General features: G+C 50.0%; 14 protein-coding genes. 2 read left to right on the top strand and 12 right to left on the bottom strand.

The window, feature by feature from the left end; all coding sequences use genetic code 11:
* Nucleotides 1–19 precede the first annotated feature (19 nt).
* The 5 genes from MKX70_RS18960 to MKX70_RS18940 form a co-directional block, all read right to left on the bottom strand.
* The gene (locus MKX70_RS18960) at nucleotides 20–3,958 is read right to left on the bottom strand and encodes an HNH endonuclease domain-containing protein (RefSeq protein WP_340840508.1); all 3,939 of its coding nucleotides are present in this window, start codon (nucleotides 3,956–3,958) and stop codon (nucleotides 20–22) included.
* Between the two features lie 161 nt (nucleotides 3,959–4,119).
* Entirely contained in the window at nucleotides 4,120–4,917 is a 798-nt protein-coding gene (locus MKX70_RS18955; protein ID WP_340840507.1) for a DUF1906 domain-containing protein, read from the bottom strand.
* Between the two features lie 45 nt (nucleotides 4,918–4,962).
* Nucleotides 4,963–5,229: a hypothetical protein gene (locus MKX70_RS18950; RefSeq protein ID WP_042237275.1), complete on the bottom strand. Its 267-nt coding sequence runs from the start codon at nucleotides 5,227–5,229 to the stop codon at nucleotides 4,963–4,965.
* A gap of 113 nt (nucleotides 5,230–5,342) precedes the next feature.
* Nucleotides 5,343–12,839: an HYR domain-containing protein gene (locus MKX70_RS18945; RefSeq protein WP_340840506.1), complete on the bottom strand. Its 7,497-nt coding sequence runs from the start codon at nucleotides 12,837–12,839 to the stop codon at nucleotides 5,343–5,345.
* A 90-nt stretch (nucleotides 12,840–12,929) separates the two neighbouring features.
* On the bottom strand, nucleotides 12,930–13,334 hold the full coding sequence (locus MKX70_RS18940) for a hypothetical protein (protein ID WP_340840505.1): 405 nt from the start codon (nucleotides 13,332–13,334) through the stop codon (nucleotides 12,930–12,932).
* 558 nt (nucleotides 13,335–13,892) lie between these two features.
* Here MKX70_RS18940 and MKX70_RS18935 point away from each other — a divergent pair.
* Nucleotides 13,893–14,111 carry a helix-turn-helix domain-containing protein gene (locus tag MKX70_RS18935; RefSeq protein ID WP_042237280.1) on the top strand — a complete coding sequence of 73 codons (219 nt, stop codon included), beginning with the start codon at nucleotides 13,893–13,895 and terminating at the stop codon, nucleotides 14,109–14,111.
* Between the two features lie 290 nt (nucleotides 14,112–14,401).
* On the opposite strand, the gene MKX70_RS18930 is transcribed toward MKX70_RS18935, so the two are convergent.
* From MKX70_RS18930 to MKX70_RS18905, 6 genes are all read right to left on the bottom strand, one after another.
* Nucleotides 14,402–15,253, bottom strand: coding sequence for a MurR/RpiR family transcriptional regulator (locus MKX70_RS18930; RefSeq protein ID WP_340840504.1), 852 nt, complete (start codon nucleotides 15,251–15,253; stop codon nucleotides 14,402–14,404).
* Nucleotides 15,254–15,314: 61 nt separating this feature from the next.
* Nucleotides 15,315–16,376 carry a DUF871 domain-containing protein gene (locus tag MKX70_RS18925; protein WP_340840503.1) on the bottom strand — a complete coding sequence of 354 codons (1,062 nt, stop codon included), beginning with the start codon at nucleotides 16,374–16,376 and terminating at the stop codon, nucleotides 15,315–15,317.
* Nucleotides 16,377–16,395: 19 nt separating this feature from the next.
* Entirely contained in the window at nucleotides 16,396–17,814 is a 1,419-nt protein-coding gene (locus tag MKX70_RS18920) for a PTS transporter subunit EIIC (protein ID WP_042237286.1), read from the bottom strand.
* A 26-nt stretch (nucleotides 17,815–17,840) separates the two neighbouring features.
* Complete coding sequence (gene murQ, locus MKX70_RS18915) at nucleotides 17,841–18,728, bottom strand: N-acetylmuramic acid 6-phosphate etherase (RefSeq protein ID WP_042237287.1); 888 nt, start codon at nucleotides 18,726–18,728, stop codon at nucleotides 17,841–17,843.
* A 314-nt stretch (nucleotides 18,729–19,042) separates the two neighbouring features.
* Nucleotides 19,043–20,200 carry a copper amine oxidase N-terminal domain-containing protein gene (locus tag MKX70_RS18910; protein WP_340840502.1) on the bottom strand — a complete coding sequence of 386 codons (1,158 nt, stop codon included), beginning with the start codon at nucleotides 20,198–20,200 and terminating at the stop codon, nucleotides 19,043–19,045.
* Between the two features lie 122 nt (nucleotides 20,201–20,322).
* On the bottom strand, nucleotides 20,323–21,432 hold the full coding sequence (locus tag MKX70_RS18905) for a Gfo/Idh/MocA family protein (RefSeq protein WP_340840501.1): 1,110 nt from the start codon (nucleotides 21,430–21,432) through the stop codon (nucleotides 20,323–20,325).
* 128 nt (nucleotides 21,433–21,560) lie between these two features.
* Here MKX70_RS18905 and MKX70_RS18900 point away from each other — a divergent pair, with 128 nt between their 5' ends.
* A complete protein-coding gene (locus MKX70_RS18900) occupies nucleotides 21,561–21,908 on the top strand; it encodes a winged helix-turn-helix transcriptional regulator (protein ID WP_042237291.1) in 348 nt (115 codons plus the stop codon).
* An 87-nt stretch (nucleotides 21,909–21,995) separates the two neighbouring features.
* On the opposite strand, the gene MKX70_RS18895 is transcribed toward MKX70_RS18900, so the two are convergent.
* Nucleotides 21,996–22,355: a hypothetical protein gene (locus MKX70_RS18895; RefSeq protein WP_340840500.1), complete on the bottom strand. Its 360-nt coding sequence runs from the start codon at nucleotides 22,353–22,355 to the stop codon at nucleotides 21,996–21,998.
* Nucleotides 22,356–22,540 lie beyond the last annotated feature (185 nt).

Raw genomic sequence — 22,540 nt, 5'->3', positions numbered from 1 at the left:
TCTAAGTTTATCAAAAGTCTTAGGGTAATTTATTGGATTTTTCTCTATTTGCTTTTCTAGATAAAACTTGAGCATTACTATAACTGTTAGAGCCACCTTTATCCCTTGGAATAATATGATCTATTTGCCATTCATTAGGATCAGGTGTAACGCCTTTCTTGCTTTTTTGGGGTTTGGTTAGTAATTCGCTTGTATCATCAGACTTAACAACGCCTCCATTTTTTTTCATATTCTCTTCAATTATCTTTTTCTTTTGAGCCGGAGTAAAATCCTTCCCAGAACCTACATACTTGGAATCTTGAATATGTGAATAAGGTCCATTACCAGATTGAAGAGTGCTTATCTTCTCTGCTTGATGTTTTTTTGGTTTTTGAGGTTTATCTTTAACCGTGTCCGCAATACTATCAAAATCAATTTTACCGTCTTCTTTTGCTACTGCTTTATTGTAGACTTCTTTTCTCTCAGAAGCCTTCAAGCTCTTGATTTTGTCATACTCAGCCTGAGTACTAATTCCTGCTTTTCTTCCATCGAGATTTTCTACTTCTTCTATAGTACCGTCAGCCAGCAGCACCCAAGGATTAACCTCGCCGTATAGACGGATATGCTTACCTTTGCGCACCAGCTTGAACTTCTTAAACTTGAACTTCTGCAGAATCCGGCCAACCAGATCCTGGAGCTTTTTGGCCCCCTTCATGAGCCCTTTCTTCAGGCTCTTGATCACGATTTTACCATTACGGATAATCATGCTGCCGGTCTTGGAGACCAGGTTGGCTCCGCTTTTCAAAAGGCCCTTGATGCCCTTGGTTCCTGCTCCGGCTGCTGCCTTCACACCTTTTTTGGCTGTTGAGGTGCTGCCCTTCTTAAGGGCTGTGCCCGCCTTATTGAGCCCTTTGCCAAGTCCCTTCATCCCAAGCGCCATGGCTAGCTCGACCAACCCCATAGCCATGGCCGTTGCCAGTGCGATAGCAGCAGGTTCAATCATCTTCTGCCAGCCCTGAACCAGGTAAGTGCCCACCTGCACGGAGGCTTGCGCTAAGGTCTGCGCGACAGAAACAATGGCCTGAGCTTCCATCAGAACAGTGATCGCATTAATAATGGGGCCAATCAGAACGGAAATAGATCCACCAGTGATGACTAGAGCAGCGCCAACGGTAACCAATATTCCCGCTACGGCTGCCAGGAGCTGTAATCCATGGGCCTTCATCCATTTTATTACAAATGATTTAATCTGGTCAAACAACATTTTCGCATTGTTCGCACGAAGCTTCGCACCGTCGGCAATTTTCCCGCCAAGGCTTTGATTCTCTTTTCCGGTGTCGAATTCTGCCAGGATGCTGTCCATCGTAGCCGGGTCGCGGCTGCCTGAGAGCTCCTTGGTTTCCCCGTCCTTGAGATTCGCTTCCTGCACCAGCGCCGGGTCCATCTCGCCTTCTTCCACCGACTCCATCTCGATATCTTCTGCGGTAAGCTTCTCTTCTGCAGCCGGACCCGCTTCTTCTACCGCTTCGCCTTCTGCCGCTGCGGCCCCCATAGGCTTGGAGATGTCTACACCGAGCAGATATTCCCACATCTTGCCTTCCAGGTGGCTGAGCGAACGCTTCGCCGCCTTGCCGAGCGCCCCAATCCGGGCAAGCACATCAAGAAAAGTGGCAATGAACAGGTTGCCTAACGTGGAGATCAGCTTGGTATAGAAGTTCTGTACCGCTGCCAGTGCCTGATCCACCTTGGCGGCCAGGAAGTCCATGACCTGAGTGACTTTTGTTTTGAGCTTTTGCGCCAGTTGATTGACGGCCTTAATGGCCTTGTCGACGACTCCGTCAATTTTGCTGCATATTTTGGCGGCTATACCAGGGAACTTGGCAAAGACAACCGACACCAGCTTTTTAAGCAGCGCACCCAGCCCCTTGATCAGGGTGGTAATCAGCTTGCGGCCCAGTTCAATAATACCCAGCACCGCCTGTTTGGCCTTTTCAAAAATAAACTTGACCGCTTTTCGAAGACCCTCGAAAATGAAGTTGACCGCTTTCTTGACTATATTGACAACCGCCTCAAGCTTGTCCTTCACCCAGCCCAGGAAACCGCCTTTTTTCTCTTCCTTTGCCTTTTCCTCTTTGTGTTTCCCGTCTGCTTCCTTCTTGGCTTTACTGTAGGCCTGCGTGGCTTCCCGTTCAGCTTCGGACTGCTTCTTCTGTGCCTCGCGCTCTTTTTCCATCCGGACGCTGTTAATTTCGCCCTTTTTCTGCTGTGCTGCCGCTCCGGCCTGTCCGGCATAGTCGGCTTCAGCTGCATCCAGCTCGTTTTTCCATTCACCCCGCAGATTGTCCACTTCCGACTTTGCCCCAGCCTGCTGGCTTAGCTGCTTGTTCCTGGCGTCGGCCTCTGCCTGCTGGATTTGCGCATGACTGTCTGCTTTGGAGAGCTGCACCTTGCTGTCGAACTTCTCCTTTTCCTTGCTGTATTCGGCCTGCTTGGAGCCAAGCTGCTTCTTCATTTCCGGCGCAAGGCTGCGGTTCAGACCGGCAGTCATGTCCGCAGGCAGTCCTAGTACCGGCAGCTTCTTAGCTGCGGGTGCGGCTCCGCCTTGCAGCTCTGCAGAGGACTTCAGCGTGGAGCCGTCCGGCTCGGGATAAATGTCTTTCTCACCAAACGGATGGTTGATCTGGCCCATCTCCGCCTGCTTCGCGGCTCCCACCTCGCGGGAGGCCTCCTGGTTAAAGCCCTCAAGCTGAGAAGGATCTGCCTCGCCTGTCATGCTGATTCCCGGTGGCTGAGCCGCTGCAGAACGGATTTCGCCCATAATGGCCTCAGGATTACCTTCCGGTCCGGAAGATCCGATATTCATTTGGTTCAGGTTCCCCGCAAGCGCGGCTCCGCCGGTGCGTTCACTTTTGAACCCTCCCGGAATAGCATGCTTCAGCATCCCCGGCTTTTTCCGGGCTTGCAGCACTTTCCCCTTCAGTCCTGTCGGTGCAGGAACTGCAGGCATCCCCTGTTTGGTCTTCTGCTTCTGCTTCGCGAACGCTCCTGCGGATACATTCACAGCCTGGGCATAGGCATCCCCCAGCTCAGTGGGCTGAACCTGTGTCAGCTGATCTAGAATTTGCCCCGGATCTTCCCCGTGGATGGTCACCTTCTTGGCCTTCGCCGGCTCTTCCTTCCCGTCCCCCGCCAAAGCGCCCAGTGCCGCTCCCAGCGAAGGCTCCTTCGCAGCTCCCTTCTGTGCGGATTCTCCTTTGCCCTCCTTGGCTTCATTTGCAGGCTTCGTTTCCTTATCGGCCTTCGGCGCTGTCGCCTCCTTGGCATTCTTAGCCACCTTAGCTTCTGCATGCTGTTCTGTTTCAGCTTGTTTCCCTTGCGGAGCCGTCTTTGCCTCTACCTGCTGAGGAGCAACGGTCTTCGCTTTTCCGTCCGGCTGACCCGGAGCTAATTTCCCCTTGCGGTCTCCAGTTCCGGCAGGAGTCCCTCCAGCTGAGGGTTTAACCCACTCTTTGGAGGCAGCGCTTCCCGCTGTTTGATGATTCGATTCCGCCTTGTCCTCCGTCTTCGGTTCTGGCTCTGGGCTGACTTGCTGCATCTCTGCTTGCGCTGGTACCGGTCTTGGCTCTTGAACCGGTTTCGGCAGAACCGGCTCCCGGTCAACCTGCGTATTCTCCGGACTTCCCTGCCCTTGTTCAGCCGGCTTCGTCCCGGCAGATTTCTCTGCCTTATCCTCTTCCTTCCGGCTATCCTTCAGGCTGGATAACAATTGAACCACGGCGCGGTTGCCCAGGGTACGCTGAAGCGCCAGTTTGTCTTCACGGCTTAAGGAAGACGGATTCTGGCGGACACGCCTGATGATCTCAACCGGGTCCGGTTGCTTCGCAGCTGCCGGCCGTACGAATACCTGCGGATTGCTGTATGGTTTATGACCGCCGGGTGTTTTCTCTTTGTCCTTGCTCACGGTTGCTTGGGTCTGCAAATGGAGTCCCCCCTCTGTAAAAAATCGATCCTACAGATAAAGTAAAATCCATAGCGTTTTTTACAGCCGGAGGCACAAATAAATCCATCTATTGAATTATTTATTGAAAAACCCAATGCCAAAAAAGCCACCCGGGGGTGGCTGTAATCCGAAGCTGCTGATTATTGAATATTTGAATCTGCCGCTTGTCCCGAAGCCTGGCGCAGTTCGTTGGCCAGACGGTGAAATTCTTTTCTGGACTCCGCACTGCCCGCGGCCATATAGGCAGCTTGAATGAACGCGATGATCTTGTTAGCATCCTCTTTGTTTAGCATATAGTCATTTTCCTCTCCGTTTGTATTGCCCGGCTGTAGAGCAGCCGCAGGCAGCGTGTTCCACCAGCCCACATCTCCACTGGACAGATCCAGATCCACATTCACTCCGTGGACCGGCTGACCCAGCCCTCTGGGGCCGTTGTCGTACTGATAAATGTGAATCCCCTCTGCCTTCCGGCCTTTGCTCCAGGCGTAGGTCTGCCAGAAGCCGGTGCAGGCCTTGGCTGCCATTGCAGCCTCAATAACAGCCACGCTTCCATAGACACCTGAGCGGTAATTCCGGGCAGCCTCACCCGCTGCCTTGATATATTGGATTACCGTATCCATCTGCTTGGCAGATGCGTCGAAATCTACAGCGAAGTAGATCCGGCTTCCAGCAGGCTGCCCAACCGCTAACGCCGTCTGTTCGGCAATCACCCCGTCAGTCAGACCGGCGGTGCGTCCGCCCAGCGCACGGCTGGCAGTCGTTTCAAACACAGAGACGATCTGCAGTCCGGCAGCGCTGATGGCCGCCGCCTCTGTCCTCGTAAGCCTTTTCCAGCCTAAGGGCACGAGGTAACGGCAGGCGAACACATAACCGTCATCCCGGAACTGCTTCGCCAACTTCTTCGTCAGCGGAGCCGCACAATCAAATCCTTTGGTCATCCATGTCCTCTCCCTCTTCACGTCAATCATCCACTGCTGCTTCTGCTACCCGATTAATATCTTAATCAAGAGGCCGGCTGCGGCAATACATATCCCCACACTGCTGATCAGGGTTCCTACCAGCCAACGCTGGTTCTCCCCTTGCCTGAGCTTCAGTCTGGACAGTTCATCCCGTATCTCATCCATACGTAAATGTGCTGATTTGCTGCTCTGCATAGCCTCCAGTGCAATATCCCTTGCGCTGTTCATGATGTCGAGCTTTGTTTCTACGCGGGTCAACCGTTGAAGTATTTCATTCATGTCGTCTGGCATATAGTACCCCCGGAATGGAGCTGGTTGATCTCTCGATAATAAAATATAAACTCCAAGCTGCAGCCAGTGTTTCGGCGGCAGCCTGGAAGCCGTGCAATGCTGCACTTGCCCGCTTACGGTTCCATGCCTGCAATCAGATTGCCGGAGGAGTAGGCCGTAATTTTGTTGGTATCGGTATAACCTGTTGCCGATGCATTGAAGGAATAGTCATTCGTCTGGGTATAGTTCGAATAATTGGTTTTCCAGAACCTGCATTGGATTTCCACTTCTTCACCCGGCTTCAGACTTCCGGCACTGCTGGAGAATCCGATTTCCAAGTAATAATCACTGCCGGTTTTGCTAGCGGTCTTTTGAAAGCTCCCTGTAATATAGGACTGAATGGTTCTGCTGCCGGAACTACCCGATACCCTGGAGTAATCGGTATAGAAGCTCTGGGACTTCTCGCCATCTATCGTGTAGTAGTATCTAAGCTTGATGCTCGAGAGCTGAATGGTGCTGCTGCTTGTGTTCTCAAAGGTTATTCTCGGAAAAATCGTATTCGATACGCTGCTTCTGCTGGCGTTATACGATTGAACCTTAAATACCTGAGTTACGGTTACATATTGCACCGCCGTTGATACATTGCCGTTCACATCCGTGGCCGTCCAAGTGACCGCTGTTTTCCCGAACGGGAAGCCGTCTGCCGGAGCATCATTCTTCAGCGTAAATCCGAAGATATCGGTCGCTGTCGCTTGGCCCAGGTTTACAGGAGTTTTGGTGCCGAGAGCTGGAACAGCAATATCTGCTGGTGCTTTCAGCACCGGCTTCGTGGTATCCTTCACCGTGATCTTCTGCACGCCTGTAGTCACGTTACCATTGGCATCCGTTGCCGTCCATTTCACTTCTGTCATGCCCAGCGCATAATCCACCGGAGCATTGCTGGTCACCGTCACCCCGAATATATCCGTGGCCGTTGCCAATCCGATGTCTACCGGAGTTTTCAGCGCAGTCGCTTCCACCGTCTTATCTGCCGGAAGCTTTAGCACCGGCTTCGTGGTATCCTTCACCGTGATCTTCTGCACGCCTGTAGTCACGTTACCATTGGCATCCGTTGCCGTCCATTTCACTTCTGTCATGCCCAGCGCATAATCCGCCGGAGCGTTGCTGGTCACCGTCACCCCGTAAATATCCGTGCCCGTCGCCAGGCCGATGTCTACCGGAGTTTTTAGCGCAGTGGCTTCGGCGACTTTATCCTCCGGCAGCCCTAGCACAGGCTTCGTGGTATCCTGCACCGTGATCTTCTGCACATCTGTAGTCACGTTGCCATTGGCATCCGTTGCCGTCCAAATAACTTCGGTCATGCCCAGCGCATAATCCGCCGGAGCGTTGCTGGTCACCGTCACCCCGTAAATATCCGTGCCTGTTGCCAAGCCGATATCCACCGGAGTTTTCAGCGCGGCTGCTTCCACCGTCTTGTCTGCTGGCAGCTTCAGCACCGGCTTCGTGGTATCCACCACCGTAATCTTCTGCACGCCTGTCGTACTGTTGCCGTTCTCATCCGTTGCGGTCCAGATCACTTCGGTCATGCCCAGCTCATAATCCGCCGGAGCATTGCTGGTCACGGTCACCCCGTAAATATCTGTAGCCGTTGCCAACCCGATGTCCACCGGAGTTTTCAGTGCGGCTGCTTCCACCGTCTTGTCTGCTGGCAGCTTCAGCACCGGCTTCGTGGTATCTACTACCGTAACCTTTTGCACGCCAGTGATACTGTTTCCGTTCTCATCCATTGCCGTCCAGATCACTTCGGTTGTGCCCAGCGCATAATCCGCCGGAGCATTGCTGGTCACGGTAACCCCGTAAATATCTGTAGCCGTTGCCAACCCGATGTCCACCGGAGTTTTCAGCGCGGCTGCTTCCACCGTCTTGTCTGCCGGCAGCTTCAGCACCGGCTTCGTCGTATCCTTCACCGTAATCTTCTGCACGCTTGTTGTACTATTGCCGTTTGGATCCGTTGTGATCCAGGTGACTTCCGTCGTGCCCAGCTCATAATCCGCCGGAGCATTGCTGGTCACGGTCACCCCGAAAATATCCGTAGCTGTAGCTATACCGGTATCTACCGGAGTTCTCAGCGCGGTTGCTTCCACCGTCTTATCTTCCGGCAGCTTCAGCACCGGCTTCGTCGTGTCCACCACAGTAATCTTCTGCACGCCTGTGCTTACATTGCCGTTCGCATCCTTTGCCGTCCATATAATCTCCGTTGTACCCAGCGCATAATCCTCAGGTGCGTTGCTGGTAACGGTCACATCATAGATATCTGTGGCTGTAGCTTCCCCAATCTGTACCGGCGTCTTCACTGCCGTTGCTTCTAACGTAATATCTGCCGGAAGCTTGAGCACGGGCTTGACCGTATCCGTTATGGTCACCGTTACAATGCCGATCATGGCATTCCCGCTGTGATCCTTGGCTGTCCAGGTTACCTTTGTTATTCCAAGAGGGAACTCCGCAGTTATACTATCCTCTGATGTAATTGGACCTTGTTCACCAAAACCGGGAGCATCCGTGGTTAGCGTAACCGGGAACAGCTCGAGCACCTCTGGCACTTCCAGCTCTACCGGGGTTGCCAGCGCGGTTGCTTCCTTGGTCAGATGCAGAGATCCTTTGAACTTCAGCACCGGTTGAGTCGTATCCTCAACGGTAATTCGCTGTAATACTATAATTTCGTTGCCATTTACGTCCTTGGCCTTCCAGTTGACTGTCGTCGTTCCCAGCGGATAGTCGGCAGGAGCATCCGATGTAACCGTCACAGGGAAGATATCCTCCGCCGCAGCTTGCCCTATTTCAATAGGGGTCCGAACTGCGGTTGCCTCAACGGTCTGATCCTTAGGAACAATAAGCGTCGGCTTCGTGGTATCCACTACCGTAATCTTTTGAACAAAGGCAGTCACGTTGCCGCTCTCATCTGTTGCCGTCCAGGTAACCTCCGTAGTACCTAGCGGAAAAGCTGCCGGAGCATTGCTCTCAACCGTAACTTTGAAAATATCTGTTGCGGTTGCTTGTCCAATCTCCACTAGTGTCTCAACCGCTGTAGCTTCTACGCTCATGTCTTCCGGTACGTTCAGCTGCGGCCTGGTCGTATCTACGACCTTAATCTTCTGTACCTTGGTAGATACATTGCCGTTCGCATCGGTAGCAGTCCAGGTGATCTCAGTTATGCCCAGCGGATAAGCATCCGGGGCGTTGTTTACAAGCGTAACTTTGAAAATATCTGTTGCGGTTGCTTGCCCGATCCCCACAGGTGTCTTCACCGCTGTAGCTTCTACGATCCTATCTTCCGGCACGTTCAGCTGCGGGCGGGTCGTATCCACAACCGTAATGGTCTGCACCTTAGCAGATACATTGCCGTTCGCATCGGTAGCAGTCCAGATGACCTTCGTTTCACCGAGCGGATAGGCATCCGGGGCGTTGTTGGTAAGCGTAACTGGATAAATATCCGTTGCTGACGCCAGTCCGATCTCCACAGGCGTCTGCACTGCGGTGGCTTCCACCGTCAGATCTTCCGGCATAGTGAGCACTGGTTTCGTGGTATCTACCACTGTGATGATCTGTACCCCAGTGGAGATATTGCCATTCTCATCTATGGCCGTCCAGTTCACTTTTGTGATACCTAACGGATAAGCCTCCGGGGCATCGCTCTTGACCGTAACCTCGAATAAATCTGTGGCTGTTGCCGTCCCAATTTCGACCGGTGTGTGTAGCGCTGCAGCTTCTACGGTTACATCCTCCGGAATACTAAGCACCGGCTTTGTGGTATCCACTACTGTAACCTTTTGCTTGCGGTTGGACACATTGCCGTTCTTGTCCTTGGCCGTCCAGGTCACCTCTTTCACTCCCAGAGGGAATGAAGCCGGAGCATCGCTGGTCACTGAGGCGACTCCGAAAATATCTGTGGCTGCCGGCACCCCGAGCTGAACCGGAGTTGTACGTCCGGTGGCTTCAATTGTAATATCCGGCGTTGCAGCTATTACCGGTGCGGTATTGTCCACAACGGTAATAATTTGCGTCCCGGTACTGAAGTTCCCGTTCGTATCGGTCGCCTTCCAGGTCACAATTGTTTTGCCTAGCGGATAACTGGAAGGACCATTACTGACAACCGTTACCGGGAACAGATCCGTTGCCGTAGCCTTGCCAATATTGACAGGGGTACTAACTGCTGTAGCCTCGATGCTGATATCCTCAGGGACTGTCAGCACTGGCAGTGTTGTATCGGCTACCGTCACTTTTTGCTTGCCTGTAGTTACTAAACCGTTGGCATCCTTAGCGGTCCAGATGACTTCAGTCGTTCCCACTGAATAGACCTCGGGAGCATTGCTGGTTACTGTAACCGGAAAAATATCCGTAGCTGTTGCCTCTCCAATCACTACCGGAGTTTTAACTGCTGTAGCCTCGACTCCTACATCTGCAGGGATCTGGAGTTCAGGAGCGGTCGTATCCACTACCGTCACATCCTGTGTCCCAATCGCCACATTACCGCTTGAATCACTAGCCATCCAAGTCACTCTGGTTGTGCCGACAGGGAAATCATCCGGCGCATCGTTAATGACAGTGGTCTTGAATAGATCGAAGACAACGGGCTGGCCCAGATCAACTATGGATCTGACCGCTGTCGCCTCTACTGTAATATTCTCTGGTACAGTAAGGACTGGCTTGGTAGTATCCACGATCTTGATCTCTTGCGTACCTATAGTTGCATTGCTATGTTCATCCGTTATGGTCCAGGTCACCTTGGTCGTGCCAAGCGGGAAATCTGCCGGAGCATCCTTCGCGATTGTCACCGGGAATATTTCTGTTACCACCGGCTGGCCGATGTCCACCTTCGTTCTTTCTCCGGTCGCTTCTGCCGTTTTATTGCCTGGCAGCGTGACAAGCGGCTTCGTTGTATCTACAATTTTTACCGTCTGTGTTAGCTTGGTGCTGTTGCCGTTCTCATCGGTAGCTGTCCAGGTAACTACCGTGGTCCCAAAGATAAAGCTGTCTGGTGCATTGTTCGTAACCGTAACCTTGAAAATATCTGTAGCCGTCGCCTGCCCCAGCTCTACCGGTGTCTTAATGGCAGTGGCTTCTGCTGTAATATCCCCGGGCACTGTCAGGTGTGGCGCTGTCTTGTCTGTAACCGTGATCTTCTGCACCTGTTCCGAGACATTTCCATGCTCGTCTCTGGCTGTCCAGGTTACCAGGGTTGTGCCTACCGGATAGTCAGCCGGAGCATCATTCGTTAAAAGCACATCGAACAGATCAGTGGCTTCGGCTTGTCCGGTAGCTACCTTCGTCCGTTTGGCTGTTGCTTCCACTGTAATATCCTTCGGAATCGTCAGCTCAGGCTTGGTTGTATCGGTAATCACGATAGTCTGATCTGCTGTAGAGGTATTGCCATTCTCATCTTTCGCCACCCAGCTGACCTTAGTGGTTCCTACCGGATAGTCTTCAGGCGCATTATTCGTAATACTTACCTTGAAAATATCCGTAGCGGTTGCTGTGCCAACAGCTACCGCTGTTCTTCGGCCCACAGCTTCTTTCGTAATGCCCGCAGGCACAGTCAGCACCGGCTTGATCCGATCGACTACTGTTACCTTCTGTGTAGCTGTGATCACGTTGCTGTTCGCATCTGTCGCGGTCCATGTGACCGTAGTTGGACCTATAGGGAATTCCTTCGGCGCATCATTCACCACAATGACCGGAAAGATATCAACGGCCGAGGCTCCACCAACAACAAACGGTGTTTGTACAGCCGTAGCTTCCACTACGATATCTCCCTGCACAGTGAGCACTGGTTTCGTTGTATCCTTTACGGTGATCTTCTGCACCTGTGAAGAAGTATTGCCAACCGGATCCACAGCTGTCCACTTTACAGTTGTCGTACCGATTGGATAATCCGCCGGTGCATCGTTTGTCAGGATGACATCCGGGATGGAAATATCCTGAACGGAGGCTTTGCCAATATCGACAGGAGTACGTACTGCCTTGGCCTCAATAGTAATATCTGCCGGAACGGTGATTACCGGAATGGTTTTATCTATTTTCACTTCCGTTGTCTGCACAGGTGTACTGTTACCTGCCTGATCCACTGCCCAGAATGTAAGAGGTGTAATTCCTTCCGTCTGAACGGCGAACGAAGCGGTTGTTCCTGATACAGTCTTCTCTTCCCCGTCTGCTCCCAGTGTATAATGGATCTCCTTAACACCCGAGTTGGCATCTGAAGCGGTGAGCGAGACTGTGACATCCGCACTGTTCCAGCCCTTATCATTCGCTTTCGGGCTTAGAATGCTGGCAATGAGCGGGCCGCTCTTGTCAATTTTCACGGTCACTGTCCGGGCGGCTTCCGCATTCCCGGTCTTATCCACAGCCCAGTAACTGACTGCAGTTGTTCCTTCCTCGTCGATCTCAAGCCCGGCACTTGTACCCGCAGTTTTCACGGCATCATTCTCACCCAGCTTATAATAGATAGAGTCCACACCGGAATATTGATCCTCTGCGGCAAAATGCAGCGTTGCCTTCCCGTGATTCCAGCTGCCGGCTTCGGCACCCGTCACGGTTATCGCTGTAACCGGAGCGCTTTTGTCAATGTTAATGGGCCCAAAGGTCGCGATGGAATAATGGTTCTTATCCTCATCACTGGTTGCGACACTGTCAACAGCCTTCCCCGTTGCCGTCATGCCGACTCCCTCAGCTGTGAAGCTCTGATCGGAGGTCAGTGATTTGATGCCGGATAAGGTATCTTCCGCCGTGTAATGAACCGTCACCGAATGACTGGTCCAGGTTCCGGCAATGTACGGAGTTCCACCATCAACCTTCGCTGTGGCCTTAATCGTAGGCGGAGTGGTGTCGATCAGGTTGGAGCCTACGGAACCGATCTCCACCTTGAAGGTAACCGGCTGCAGACCCGGGACTGTAGCTTTCACCTCCAGTGTCTTAATGACACCGGTACTCTTAGAATAGACCTGGTAGCCTTCTCCTGCATAACCTGTGTAGTTGTTAGCAGCAGTGGCATATCCGTTTGCATCCGAGAAAACCGTGATCCCAGTGCTGTTAAGCCCGCGCATTACCGCGGTGATCGTGCTGTCCTCCGAAACGGTAAATGTAACCGGAACACCTGCCAGCGGATTGCCCGCCAGATCCTTGACAGCCACGACCTGCGGAAGCATAAATCCGCGTCCCCCTGGAATAACACCCGAGGCCTGTGACAGCTTGATCTGCTGCAGCAGCGGTGACACCGGGGCCATCGTTCCCTGTACATCGCTGGCCGCAAGCAGACTCAGCTGATACGCACCGTGATGCAATATGACTCCAAGAGTAGGGTCTAGCCCATACACCGAATCATATACGGAATTGTAGACCGATTCTTTGACTGTTAATCTATTCTGAATCGGCTGTACGGTAGGCGGAGCATCATACACTGCCGCAAAAGCTTTGCCCGCGCGCTGATCCGAAGAGCCGTCCGGGAACATTTTCGCTGAGCCGAATACGGCGCCGGGCGCCAGCATCAGAATCAGGAGTGAGAGACACAGCCATTTACTGATAATGCCTAACCGTCCTTGCTGCACATGCTTCATTTTCCTCTTTGAATGTTTCATCATGCATCCCCTAACTTTTTATTTGATAAGCGTATTAATCATGGCGAAGCTTGGCCCCTCCTTTACTATTCAAAGGGAACTGCGGGCAGGATTTCACAACTGTTTATTGCGGTTCACATAAACTTCTATTTTCGTTTCGATCCATGCTTCAAGGTCTCCGATGACAAGGCCCAGCTCCTCTTTGGCGGCCTCCCCCAAGATGACAATCGCCTTCTCTTTTGCCAGAAGGAAAGACTTCTCCATCGCGGCAGCATCAAAAGCACCTTGCTGCTTCAGCGTCTCAACGAACGTTTGATTCACAGCAATTACAGCGGATTCAACGGCATCCGCCGCCCGCTCCAGCAGACCGTTTACAGCCTCGCTCCCGATTTTTTGCTCCAGCCGGACCATTTCACGCTTGATATAAGCAATTATTGCTTTTGCCATCAGGCCAAACAGCGGAATAATCAGCACAGTAAGCATGGAATTGATAATCTCCGGTGTAAAATAATCCTTCATCGCCAGCGCCTCCAAAAATGTAATTTCGACAAACAAGCCTCCCTTTTTCTCAAAATACATGGTATTGGAGAGATTATTTTTACAACTTTAGACAGAAAAATAGTAATCATGTAAATTTATGTTTTTGTCAGTTGTGGAATCTATGGAATATTTTACTTGTTATATAAGAGGATCAGCGAATGGTGAAAACCGGCCTGGGGGAACAGGTTCTGCTGAACCCGTCTATAAAGTGTATAACTGAACATGGGGAGGTAAATTCATGATTACCTGTGATGACGAGCTAGTTGAAACCTGCAGAAAATTGTTAAAACGCTCAGCATGGAGAATCCAATATAAGACTCGCATTCAACTGATACGGGAAAGTAATCCGCTCTATGAGAATCAGCTTTATGACAACAGCTTTGAGAGTCTGGTAATTTCAGAGTTATTCGTCGACGAGCTGCTGGAAATGATCCCCTGGGAAAAATGCAGGTACATTATCAAAAAAACGGTAATAGACGGGATGGCAGAGCAAGAGGTTGCAGGCGAATTACATATGACTCAACAGGGGGTTAGCAAATGGAAGCGCAAGGGACTGGAAATTTTGAAGGAAAATCTCATCCATTCGTCGAGACAGTAAAAAAAGCGAAGAGCGGAGATAAAGCATCCATGGAGGATATTCTTAGCCTGTTCTCGGTAGACATCGAATATTTATCCAAATTCATCATGCTGCCACGGGAAGAAGCCATCCAAACCTTGAAAATCGAACTTATAAATATTGTTTATCAGGATTTGTAAATCTAGAAAGAACAATGCTCAAATCCTACATAATTTCTGTCTTATCCATTCCATGTGACCGTTTCAGCAGGAAAGATAACGATAATGGATTGCGCGAAACCAATTGATTCTTATCTGCTCAGAGTAAAGAGGGCATCCATACGGAGTTTACCGATTGGATGCCCTCTTTTATATGCAATGTTTAAACAGAAACAGCCGGAACTGTATATTATACCAGAGAAAATCCAACTATTTCCGGCCGCCGGTGCAGCTAATCCGATTCGCAGGAGTTTCTATAGAGAGGTTCAACATTAATCATACAAAACTTCAATCATCTGCCTTGTCTTCGCCAGCTGTTCCACAGTTAAATCATGCTGGGCAGAGGCATATACGCTAAAGACAATATCGAGTACAAATAATTGGGCAAATCTCGAGCTTGTTGCTGCACTGCGAAGCTTGGCTTCCGGTGCACGTGATGTAAATAGAGAAACATCCGCGAGCTGGGCAAGCTTGTTATTTCCGGGACGGGTAAGACTAATCGTTTTGATCCCCTGCTCCTTGGCCCGTTTTGTTAATTGAATGACCTCTCTCGTCTCACCGCTATACGAAATTCCCCAGAAGACGGCGTTTTCTGATTTCGTAGCCATGGCTGCGGCCAATAAATGACGGTCTGAAATAGCATATACATTTTTGCCGAGCCGAAGCCATTTCTGTGCTGCATCCTCTGCAATGATAAAAGAGGCGCCTATCCCATAAACATAAATAACCTCTGCCTGCTGTAACAGGCTCACGGCCTGCCCGATCGATTGCGCATCCAGTTGACTGGCCGTGTTCTGAAAGGTCAATATGGTATTGGACAACATTTTATCAATGATAGAATGCACTGTTTCATTGGATTCAACATCAAAGTAGCCCACATAATTCGTGTTCTCTACTTCAGCGGATAAACGGATCTTCAGAGCGGGGAAGCCCTCGATGCCCAGTGACCGGCAAAAACGGACAACCGCCGCACTGCTTGCCTCCGCTTTGGCTGCTAGCTCATGTATGGTCATATGCATCACTTCTTTAGCATTGGCAAGAATGAACTCCGCTACTTTTTTTTCTGATTCCGGAAGTTCATTCAATACCAGTTCAATTTGGGAAATCATACTTCCTGCTGCCAAGTTCTAAGCTCCTCTCCTCAGTCTATTCTCCTTATTGTAACAAAATAGAGGGGAGTAATCATTAAGTAGCAGCTGTGAAGCTAAAGCGCCTTCCGCCTTGTCTGACGTAGTCCAAAAGAGGAAGGTCCTCTTCTATCACATGACCAATCACATTAACAGCTTCATGTGCTGGCAGATCTCTTAATGTGATCTGCAGCTCATGTTCATAGCGGCCGTACAAATAATTATCGACGGTAACCGTTCCTCTAGGCCGCTTGTACGTATGCATAGGCGCAATACTTCGGGTCATTACAAAACGTTCCTGATCTGTCCGGGCAGTTTCTGAGCGAACTACATCACGGGCAGCGTCCAGGCGGTTCAGGTGGACCTTATCCCATAGGGCATAAGGCAATTGTTGGATTACCCGCAAAGAAATAATCCCTTCTTCATACTGCTGAAATTGAACCTGAGACCCTTCTGATAGGGTTAAATCGCCAACGAAAATTTTGTCCGCCGCACAATCTTTCTCTAATTCCAGATAAGCTAGAAAAGAAGATTGATTCCTGTGCTTCTCTAAGGTAGGCAAACTTTGAAATAACGGTTTTCTCTTCAGCCCGTCTCCCGGAATAAAGGCCATCGTCGTAATACCTTCCGCTTGCAGCCATCTGTTCTTCGCTATAAATGCTTCTTTATCCAGACCTGTCTCCGGGCGGGGATAATAATTATGCCAGGCTTCAATATTGTCTAGACAAATGTGATGCTCTTGTAAGGCAGCCAGGAATTCCGGGGTTAAGGTACTGGCATTTAAGGCGATTTTCATTTTGTGTGAGTAGGCTGCAATTTCAACTGCGCTAAAACCAAAATCCATCCGCAAACCTGTAACACCAGCTTCCAGTAGAAAGGGAAATGAAAATTTCTCCAATGCTTTTCCGGAAATATCCGCCATCAGGTCCATTCCTAACCGCCGGGCAGCGTTTGCGATCTCCAGCAATTTCTCCTTCAATTGTCCGATATCATCTTCCGGCATATGAAGAGAGGTGAATATCTCCGTACAGCCTGCAGCCTTCATTTCTTCCATATACCTAACGTTGTCTTCTAACGAGCGGTCCGCCACAAAAATCGAAATTCCGAGCAATGGAATCACCTCAATATTTCAGGGTCGCTTAATCCTGTTCTGCCATAGCCTCTTTGGGTGTACCGAAGAGATAAGTGGCGATGAATCCGCCAGCGTAAGCTGCAATTAAGCCTATTACGTATTTCAGCCATAATCCACCCGCAATCAAGGGAATTAACGCAACCCCGGAAGGACCAATGGCAATCGCTCCAACGTTGCCGAATAAACCAATGACCGCACCACCAATCCCACCGCCAATACAAGCTGTAATGAACGGCCGGCCCAGCGGTAAGGTAACCCCGTAAATTAAGGGCTCGCCGATTCCCAGAATACCTACCGGAAGCGCACCTTTAATCATGTTCGTTAATGATTTATTCTTCTTGCAGCGAATCCATAAGGCAATGGAAGCCCCGACCTGACCCGCACCAGCCATAGCCAGCATCGGAAGCAACAGTGTCATCCCTGAATCATTGATCATCTCAATGTGAATCGGCGTCAATACCTGATGCAGTCCTAACATAACAAGCGGAAGGAACGCTGCTCCTAGAACAAATCCCGAGAATGCACCGCCAACTTCTAACGTCCAGTTAATCGCTCCGATTAAATTACTGGAAATAAATCCGGCGAATGGCATAATGAAAAATATAGTAATCAGCCCCACGACCAGCAAGGCGATTGTTGGTGTAACGATTATATCAACTGCATCAGGAATCACTTTTCGCAAATATTTCTCGACGATTGATAAAATCCATACGGCGATGAGGACGCCGATAACTCCTCCTTGTCCTGCCGTTAAAGGCGCACCCGTAAATATATTAAAGATGGGCAGGTCCGCTGTAACCCCTGTTAAGAGCGTTACCCCGCCGATCACTCCCCCGAGAGCAGGAGTAGCTCCAAATTCTTTAGCGGCATTAATACCGACATAAATCACCAGGTAACTGAAAATTGCGTTTTTAATCACATTTAAAATCGTTACATACTGCTGCCAGGTTGCAGTGTCTAAGTTGCCTGCTGTAATATTGTTAGCTAGAATCGAGCCAATTCCTGCAATTAATCCGGCTCCAACGAACGCAGGGATAAGCGGTATGAAAATATTTCCGATCTTCCGTAAAAAGTTTTTGAACGGAGTATCATTCTTCTTTTTAAGCTGCGCTTTCATATGTGCGCCTTTAGCCTGTAATTGTTCAGCCGAAGTTGAAGGATCGCCCTCAGGCCCGCTGTTTTCCAACACTTTACCGAATTCTTCAGCTACCTTGGTCACAACTCCTGGCCCGAGAATGACTTGATACGTTTCATCATCCACCACACCCAGAACCCCGTCGATTTGCTTCAAATCCGCTTCGGCGATCCGGCTGCGGTCCACAACCGTTACTCGAAGACGGGTCATGCAATGGGTATAAGAGGATACATTCGCACGGCCACCGATAGCCCCTAGTATTTTGACCGCTAAATCATGATATTTACTCATGCTTGTGCCCCTTTCTTCTTACCTTATTATTGAATCGCCTGACGGACGAAGCCTTGTGATTCTTCCAGCCGTTGCACAGCTTCTTCTTTAGTTAGCCCCGCAAGAATCATCACAATGGCAATTTTCGGTTTATGATCTGCCTGCTGCAGAACACTCTCCGCCGTTTCAGCGTCGCAATCTGTCGCATCCATAACAATCCGTTTGGCACGTTCTACAAGCTTTTCATTGGTTAACTGTACATCCACCATTAAATTTCCATACACTTTTCCCGTACCGATCATCGAAGCTGTTGACAGCATGTTGCAGATTAACTTTTGCGAACTGCCGGCTTTCAAACGTGTTGACCCGGTTAACACTTCCGGCCCATTTACGACTTCAATTGCAATCCCGGCAATTTTACCAATTGCTGAATCCTTGTTGCAGCTCACAGCTACAGTGGGTGTTCCTATAGAATTGGCATATTCTAATCCGCCGATAACATAGGGTGTGCGTCCGCTGGCAGCAATTCCAACGACTACATCTTTGGCGGACAGCTTGATATCCTGTAGATCCTGCACCCCTAATTGTTCGTTATCCTCTGCACCTTCGACCGCCTTGATGAACGCCCTCTCTCCTCCGGCAATTAACCCGATGACCTCCTCTGGTGTTGTTCCAAAGGTTGGCGGACATTCAACAGCATCCAGTAAGCCGATACGCCCGCTTGTTCCAGCCCCCATGTAAATTAAGCGTCCGCCTTGTTTGATCGCCATTGTAATCACCTCTACTGCTTTGGCAATTTGCGGAATTTCCTGTTTAACCGCCTTTGCGACCTTGTGATCTTCTTCATTCATCACTTCGAGAAGTTCAAGAGGAGTTAATTCATCCAGGTTCATTGTTTTCTTATTGCGGGTCTCTGTTGTCAAATGCTCTAACATGATTTCCTCATCATCCTTTTCTGTTTATGAAATCGCTCTCTAAGTGAAGAATACCACCACTGAAATAATATTTCAATATAAATTTTATTTAGTTAAAATTAAATATCACCGGGAGGTTAAAGGGTAAGATTAACGTGTGCACTTGAGCGGACGCTGCGCGAACGGACTGTTTAAGCGGAAAGCGAATCTTCAATCTTTTAAAAGCACAAAAAAAGAAACCGCTCCTGTGTAAAATGGAAGTACAACCCAACCATTTCAAATCAAAGGAGAAGTTTCTTACTTTTGTACAATCAACAAACCATGGACCAACCCAATTACAACCCACCCAACCGGTACATAAAAGTCTTACTTTCCTTCTTACTGCCTGTAAGCTTGAACCGCAATTCTGATTTATCATCATTACTCCCTGCGAACTCAATCCCATCGTATTTAAATCCCGTCATATCCAACGGATCAATTCCGAATTCCTTGTAGAGGAGGATTGCCCGGTTAGCTCCGGTATCAATTAACGTCAGGAAGCCTTCTTGTGAGGAGCGGGCAACCAGATAATTCTCACCTATGGCTTCAATGGCGTAGGTTTGATCCGGCGTACCTGCCAGCTTCGATACGTTCCAGGCTTGCAGGACGGAAGCATCCGGCGCAATCAGCCGGACCGTGTGGCCATCGTTCATAACGGCGTTACCGCCATATGACTTCAGCTCCAGAGGGGAGAACTGCCAGTAATGGGCAGTGGATTGGCGCAGGATGGCCCCATTTTTGACAAAAAGGTTGAATACCGTAAGGTTGACCGAAGGTTCACCGCTCGAATTCTGAATCGTCACCAAATCCGCATCTTTTGAAATCTTCACCGATGTCAGCCGTGTACCCGCAATATAATAAGGTTCAAGCTTGGCTGCTGAGGCGCCCATAGAGTGAACCACTCCTGCTGCATCCCGCTTATATAAAGTGCCGTCCACCCCGTTTAAGAAATACGCGTCTTTACTGGTCTGGCCGTCACCGACAAATTCAGGATAACTGATGAGCGCCTCCCGGCTGTCCTCATTCCATTTCAGCGAGCCGCCAATGGCATCATTCACGAACCGCAGTGGGATGTAGAGCTGCTTATTCACCTGCTGGAAGGCTGCGGAATAAGTGATTTGCTTCCCGTTCACCATTGCAATGCGGCTCCCGATCTTCATGCTGCCCTTCGTGAATAGATTCCCGATGGTGATCAATTTCGAATGTTCATCGTAACTGACCGTTGCCCCCCTGACATATAGCATGTCCAGCGAGAGCATCACCGTTCCATTCATTAGGGTGGCTCCTCCTGCTGAAGAGGTGATCTGCGAGTTGTTCAAATAGATACGGATAGCCGGTAAGTTCGCGGTCTGTGCTGTACTAGTAGCTGCTGCTTCCATAGCGGGGGGATGAACAACGCCCGTTACAAGAACACTAAGACCAATGATCTGCAGAATTTTCTTAAAAGTAATCATAAAGAGCCCCTTCTTTCTCAGAAAATACCATATCTCAAATCATAGCACAAACCAGCCGGAACACCAGAAATTTAATGGCAGACTGAGAAATGCCAAGAAAGCGGGCAGTAAGTATCAGTAAACTATCTTATTTCTTGACGGACACCCGAGGCGCTTGCCTTACGAATCGAATCCATCAGACGATGCAACCGGACCGCCTGAATGAAATCAGGCAATTCCACCTCTTCCCCGTCAAGCCGCTGCGCCAATCGGGCGTAGAGATGAGCTACATTGTATCCGGGACCGGGGAGCAGCTGATGTACCTGTGATGCATACACATCCGGCGTTTCCAGCATCTCTGTCTCACCGGAAGGACGGGCGAGCTGCAGCGTCAGCCGGTCCATCTGAAACATCAGCTGATCCCGCGGAGTGATGACCAGTTCACCATCGGTTCCGATGATCCTCAGCGTAAATCCGGGGGCACCACCATTGACGAACTGTGCCGAAACAAGTGCATTCTGTGCCAGTTTCCCGCTAACGAGCACGTGATCCGGTGCATTTGCGGTCACTGATTCACCAGTCTCCAGTACGTGAACTTCAGGGTATTGCGTATCCAGCTTACCAGACACCTCAACGAACGGCGATACCATATATTCAATTGCATCAAGCACATGTGCAGCACCAATCGTCAGCTGGTCTGCCCCGTTAGCTTCATCCAGCAGATAGACATGTGCCTGGTCCACTGTTCCGTTCGAGGTCGGAAATACAGGCAGACTAACCATTATATTCACAGCTAATACACGGCCAATAGCACCTTCAGCGACCAAGTCCCTGATGTAGCGGACAGTTGGATTGCCCCGTGCCTGAAGACCCACTACATGCTTCACTCCCCGTTCTTCCGCAAGTTCAAGTAGCACCTCCGCCTCCGCAGTAGTCCGGGCAAGCGGCCATTCACTGTACACATGTTTACCGGCATCCAGGGCTTCCCGGATCAGCCGGTCATGTTCGGGTACTTTTACAGTTACCACTACTACGTCAATTCCGTCCTGCTTGGCCATCTCCGATGTACTACTATAGGAAGAGCCAATGCCGTGGAGCTCAGCCGCCGCCTGTGCACTCTCTAATCGTGTGCCGGCTACGGCCTTCACCTCATATGCCTCAAGCGCTGCGAGCGCAGGAATATGAGCCACTCCACCCCATCCGCCTGCTCCGACGATTCCTGTTCCCCATGAATTTCTTGTCCCCATAGCCATATATTATTACCTCCACATTTAGCGTTGTACTGACACGATTGAATATAACCTTTATAATCAAAACAAAAAAGTACGCACTTTTTCGTAATATAGTTACCAATCGGGTACGTTGAAGGAGATCGATGATTATGACACATAAAAAGTACCACAACCCTACGGAAGCCACCCTGGAGCGGATCGGCGGCAAGTGGAAAACAGCGATTCTCTGCCTGCTGGCCGAGCAAGGAGCAATGCGCAACGGGGAAATCCTGCGCACGCTGTCACCGGTCACCCAAAAAATGCTCACCCAGCAGCTTAAAGAGCTTGAAGCAGACGGGCTTATTCTCCGGACCGTATTCCCTGAAGTGCCTCCAAAAGTGGTATATGAGCTGACGGACAGCGGAAGGTCAATCAGGATGGTTCTTGATCCGCTGTGTGAATGGGGCAAACGGTTTGTTAATACAGTAAACCGGGACACCCGCACGGGAATTGAATAAATCAAAAAAAGCTCCTATCATCTAAAATGAAAGAAGCTCCTTCACCGGCGGATTACGCATCCTCCAGTACAGATCACTTTATGTATGTCAAGCCTTAAATAAAATAACAATTTCGGTAATCAGGATCAGCCCGGCAGCAGACACGCCAAGTGAATTAATGATTGTCAGTGCGTCCGGGTAATTCTCTTTCCGAAACTGTGAACAGAGCGAAACCGTCCATAATACGCTGAAAAAAAGTCCGGCCGACCCGCAGCCCTGCTCGTTCAGAACCTGTCTTCTGCGCTGAAAGAACCGGCCCAGCCCGGCAAAAGTGAACACCATATAAATGATAAGCTCAGCCGATGAAATGGCAAGGACCTCGCCTGCAGAAAAAAGATGCATTAATGCGTACTGAATGCTAAAACCCATAATTACTAGCATGTTAAAGGAAACCTTGTGTAAACTCAAGTCTTCTTCCTCCCTTTGCGTAATAATGTATACAGCATTTAGATAACGCTTACATTATAATTGTAAACGCTTTCCTTTTCTGTGATTAATGACGCTTCCGGCCTATAGTGTACTATGCATTATGGGTCTTATCAGCCAAAAATACATACAAAAAAACCGGACTGCATCGGTGGCAGCCCGGTTTC

It is taken from the genome of Paenibacillus sp. FSL R7-0312 (assembly GCF_038004445.1).
Classification (GTDB): Bacteria; Bacillota; Bacilli; order Paenibacillales; family Paenibacillaceae; genus Paenibacillus_AQ.
This window is presented reverse-complemented; position numbering and strand designations above follow the sequence as displayed.

Excerpts from the sequence above, each read along its gene's own strand:
- MKX70_RS18955 (WP_340840507.1), bottom strand. The coding sequence starts at position 4,917 with ATGACCAAAGGATTTGATTGTGCGGCTCCGCTGACGAAGAAGTTGGCG.
- MKX70_RS18950 (WP_042237275.1), bottom strand. The coding sequence starts at position 5,229 with ATGCCAGACGACATGAATGAAATACTTCAACGGTTGACCCGCGTAGAA.
- MKX70_RS18935 (WP_042237280.1), top strand. The coding sequence starts at position 13,893 with ATGGAAGCGCAAGGGACTGGAAATTTTGAAGGAAAATCTCATCCATTC.
- MKX70_RS18920 (WP_042237286.1), bottom strand. The coding sequence starts at position 17,814 with ATGAGTAAATATCATGATTTAGCGGTCAAAATACTAGGGGCTATCGGT.
- MKX70_RS18905 (WP_340840501.1), bottom strand. The coding sequence starts at position 21,432 with ATGGCTATGGGGACAAGAAATTCATGGGGAACAGGAATCGTCGGAGCA.
- MKX70_RS18900 (WP_042237291.1), top strand. The coding sequence starts at position 21,561 with ATGACACATAAAAAGTACCACAACCCTACGGAAGCCACCCTGGAGCGG.
- MKX70_RS18910 (WP_340840502.1), bottom strand. The coding sequence starts at position 20,200 with ATGATTACTTTTAAGAAAATTCTGCAGATCATTGGTCTTAGTGTTCTT.
- MKX70_RS18945 (WP_340840506.1), bottom strand. The coding sequence starts at position 12,839 with ATGATGAAACATTCAAAGAGGAAAATGAAGCATGTGCAGCAAGGACGG.
- MKX70_RS18940 (WP_340840505.1), bottom strand. The coding sequence starts at position 13,334 with ATGAAGGATTATTTTACACCGGAGATTATCAATTCCATGCTTACTGTG.
- murQ (WP_042237287.1), bottom strand. The coding sequence starts at position 18,728 with ATGTTAGAGCATTTGACAACAGAGACCCGCAATAAGAAAACAATGAAC.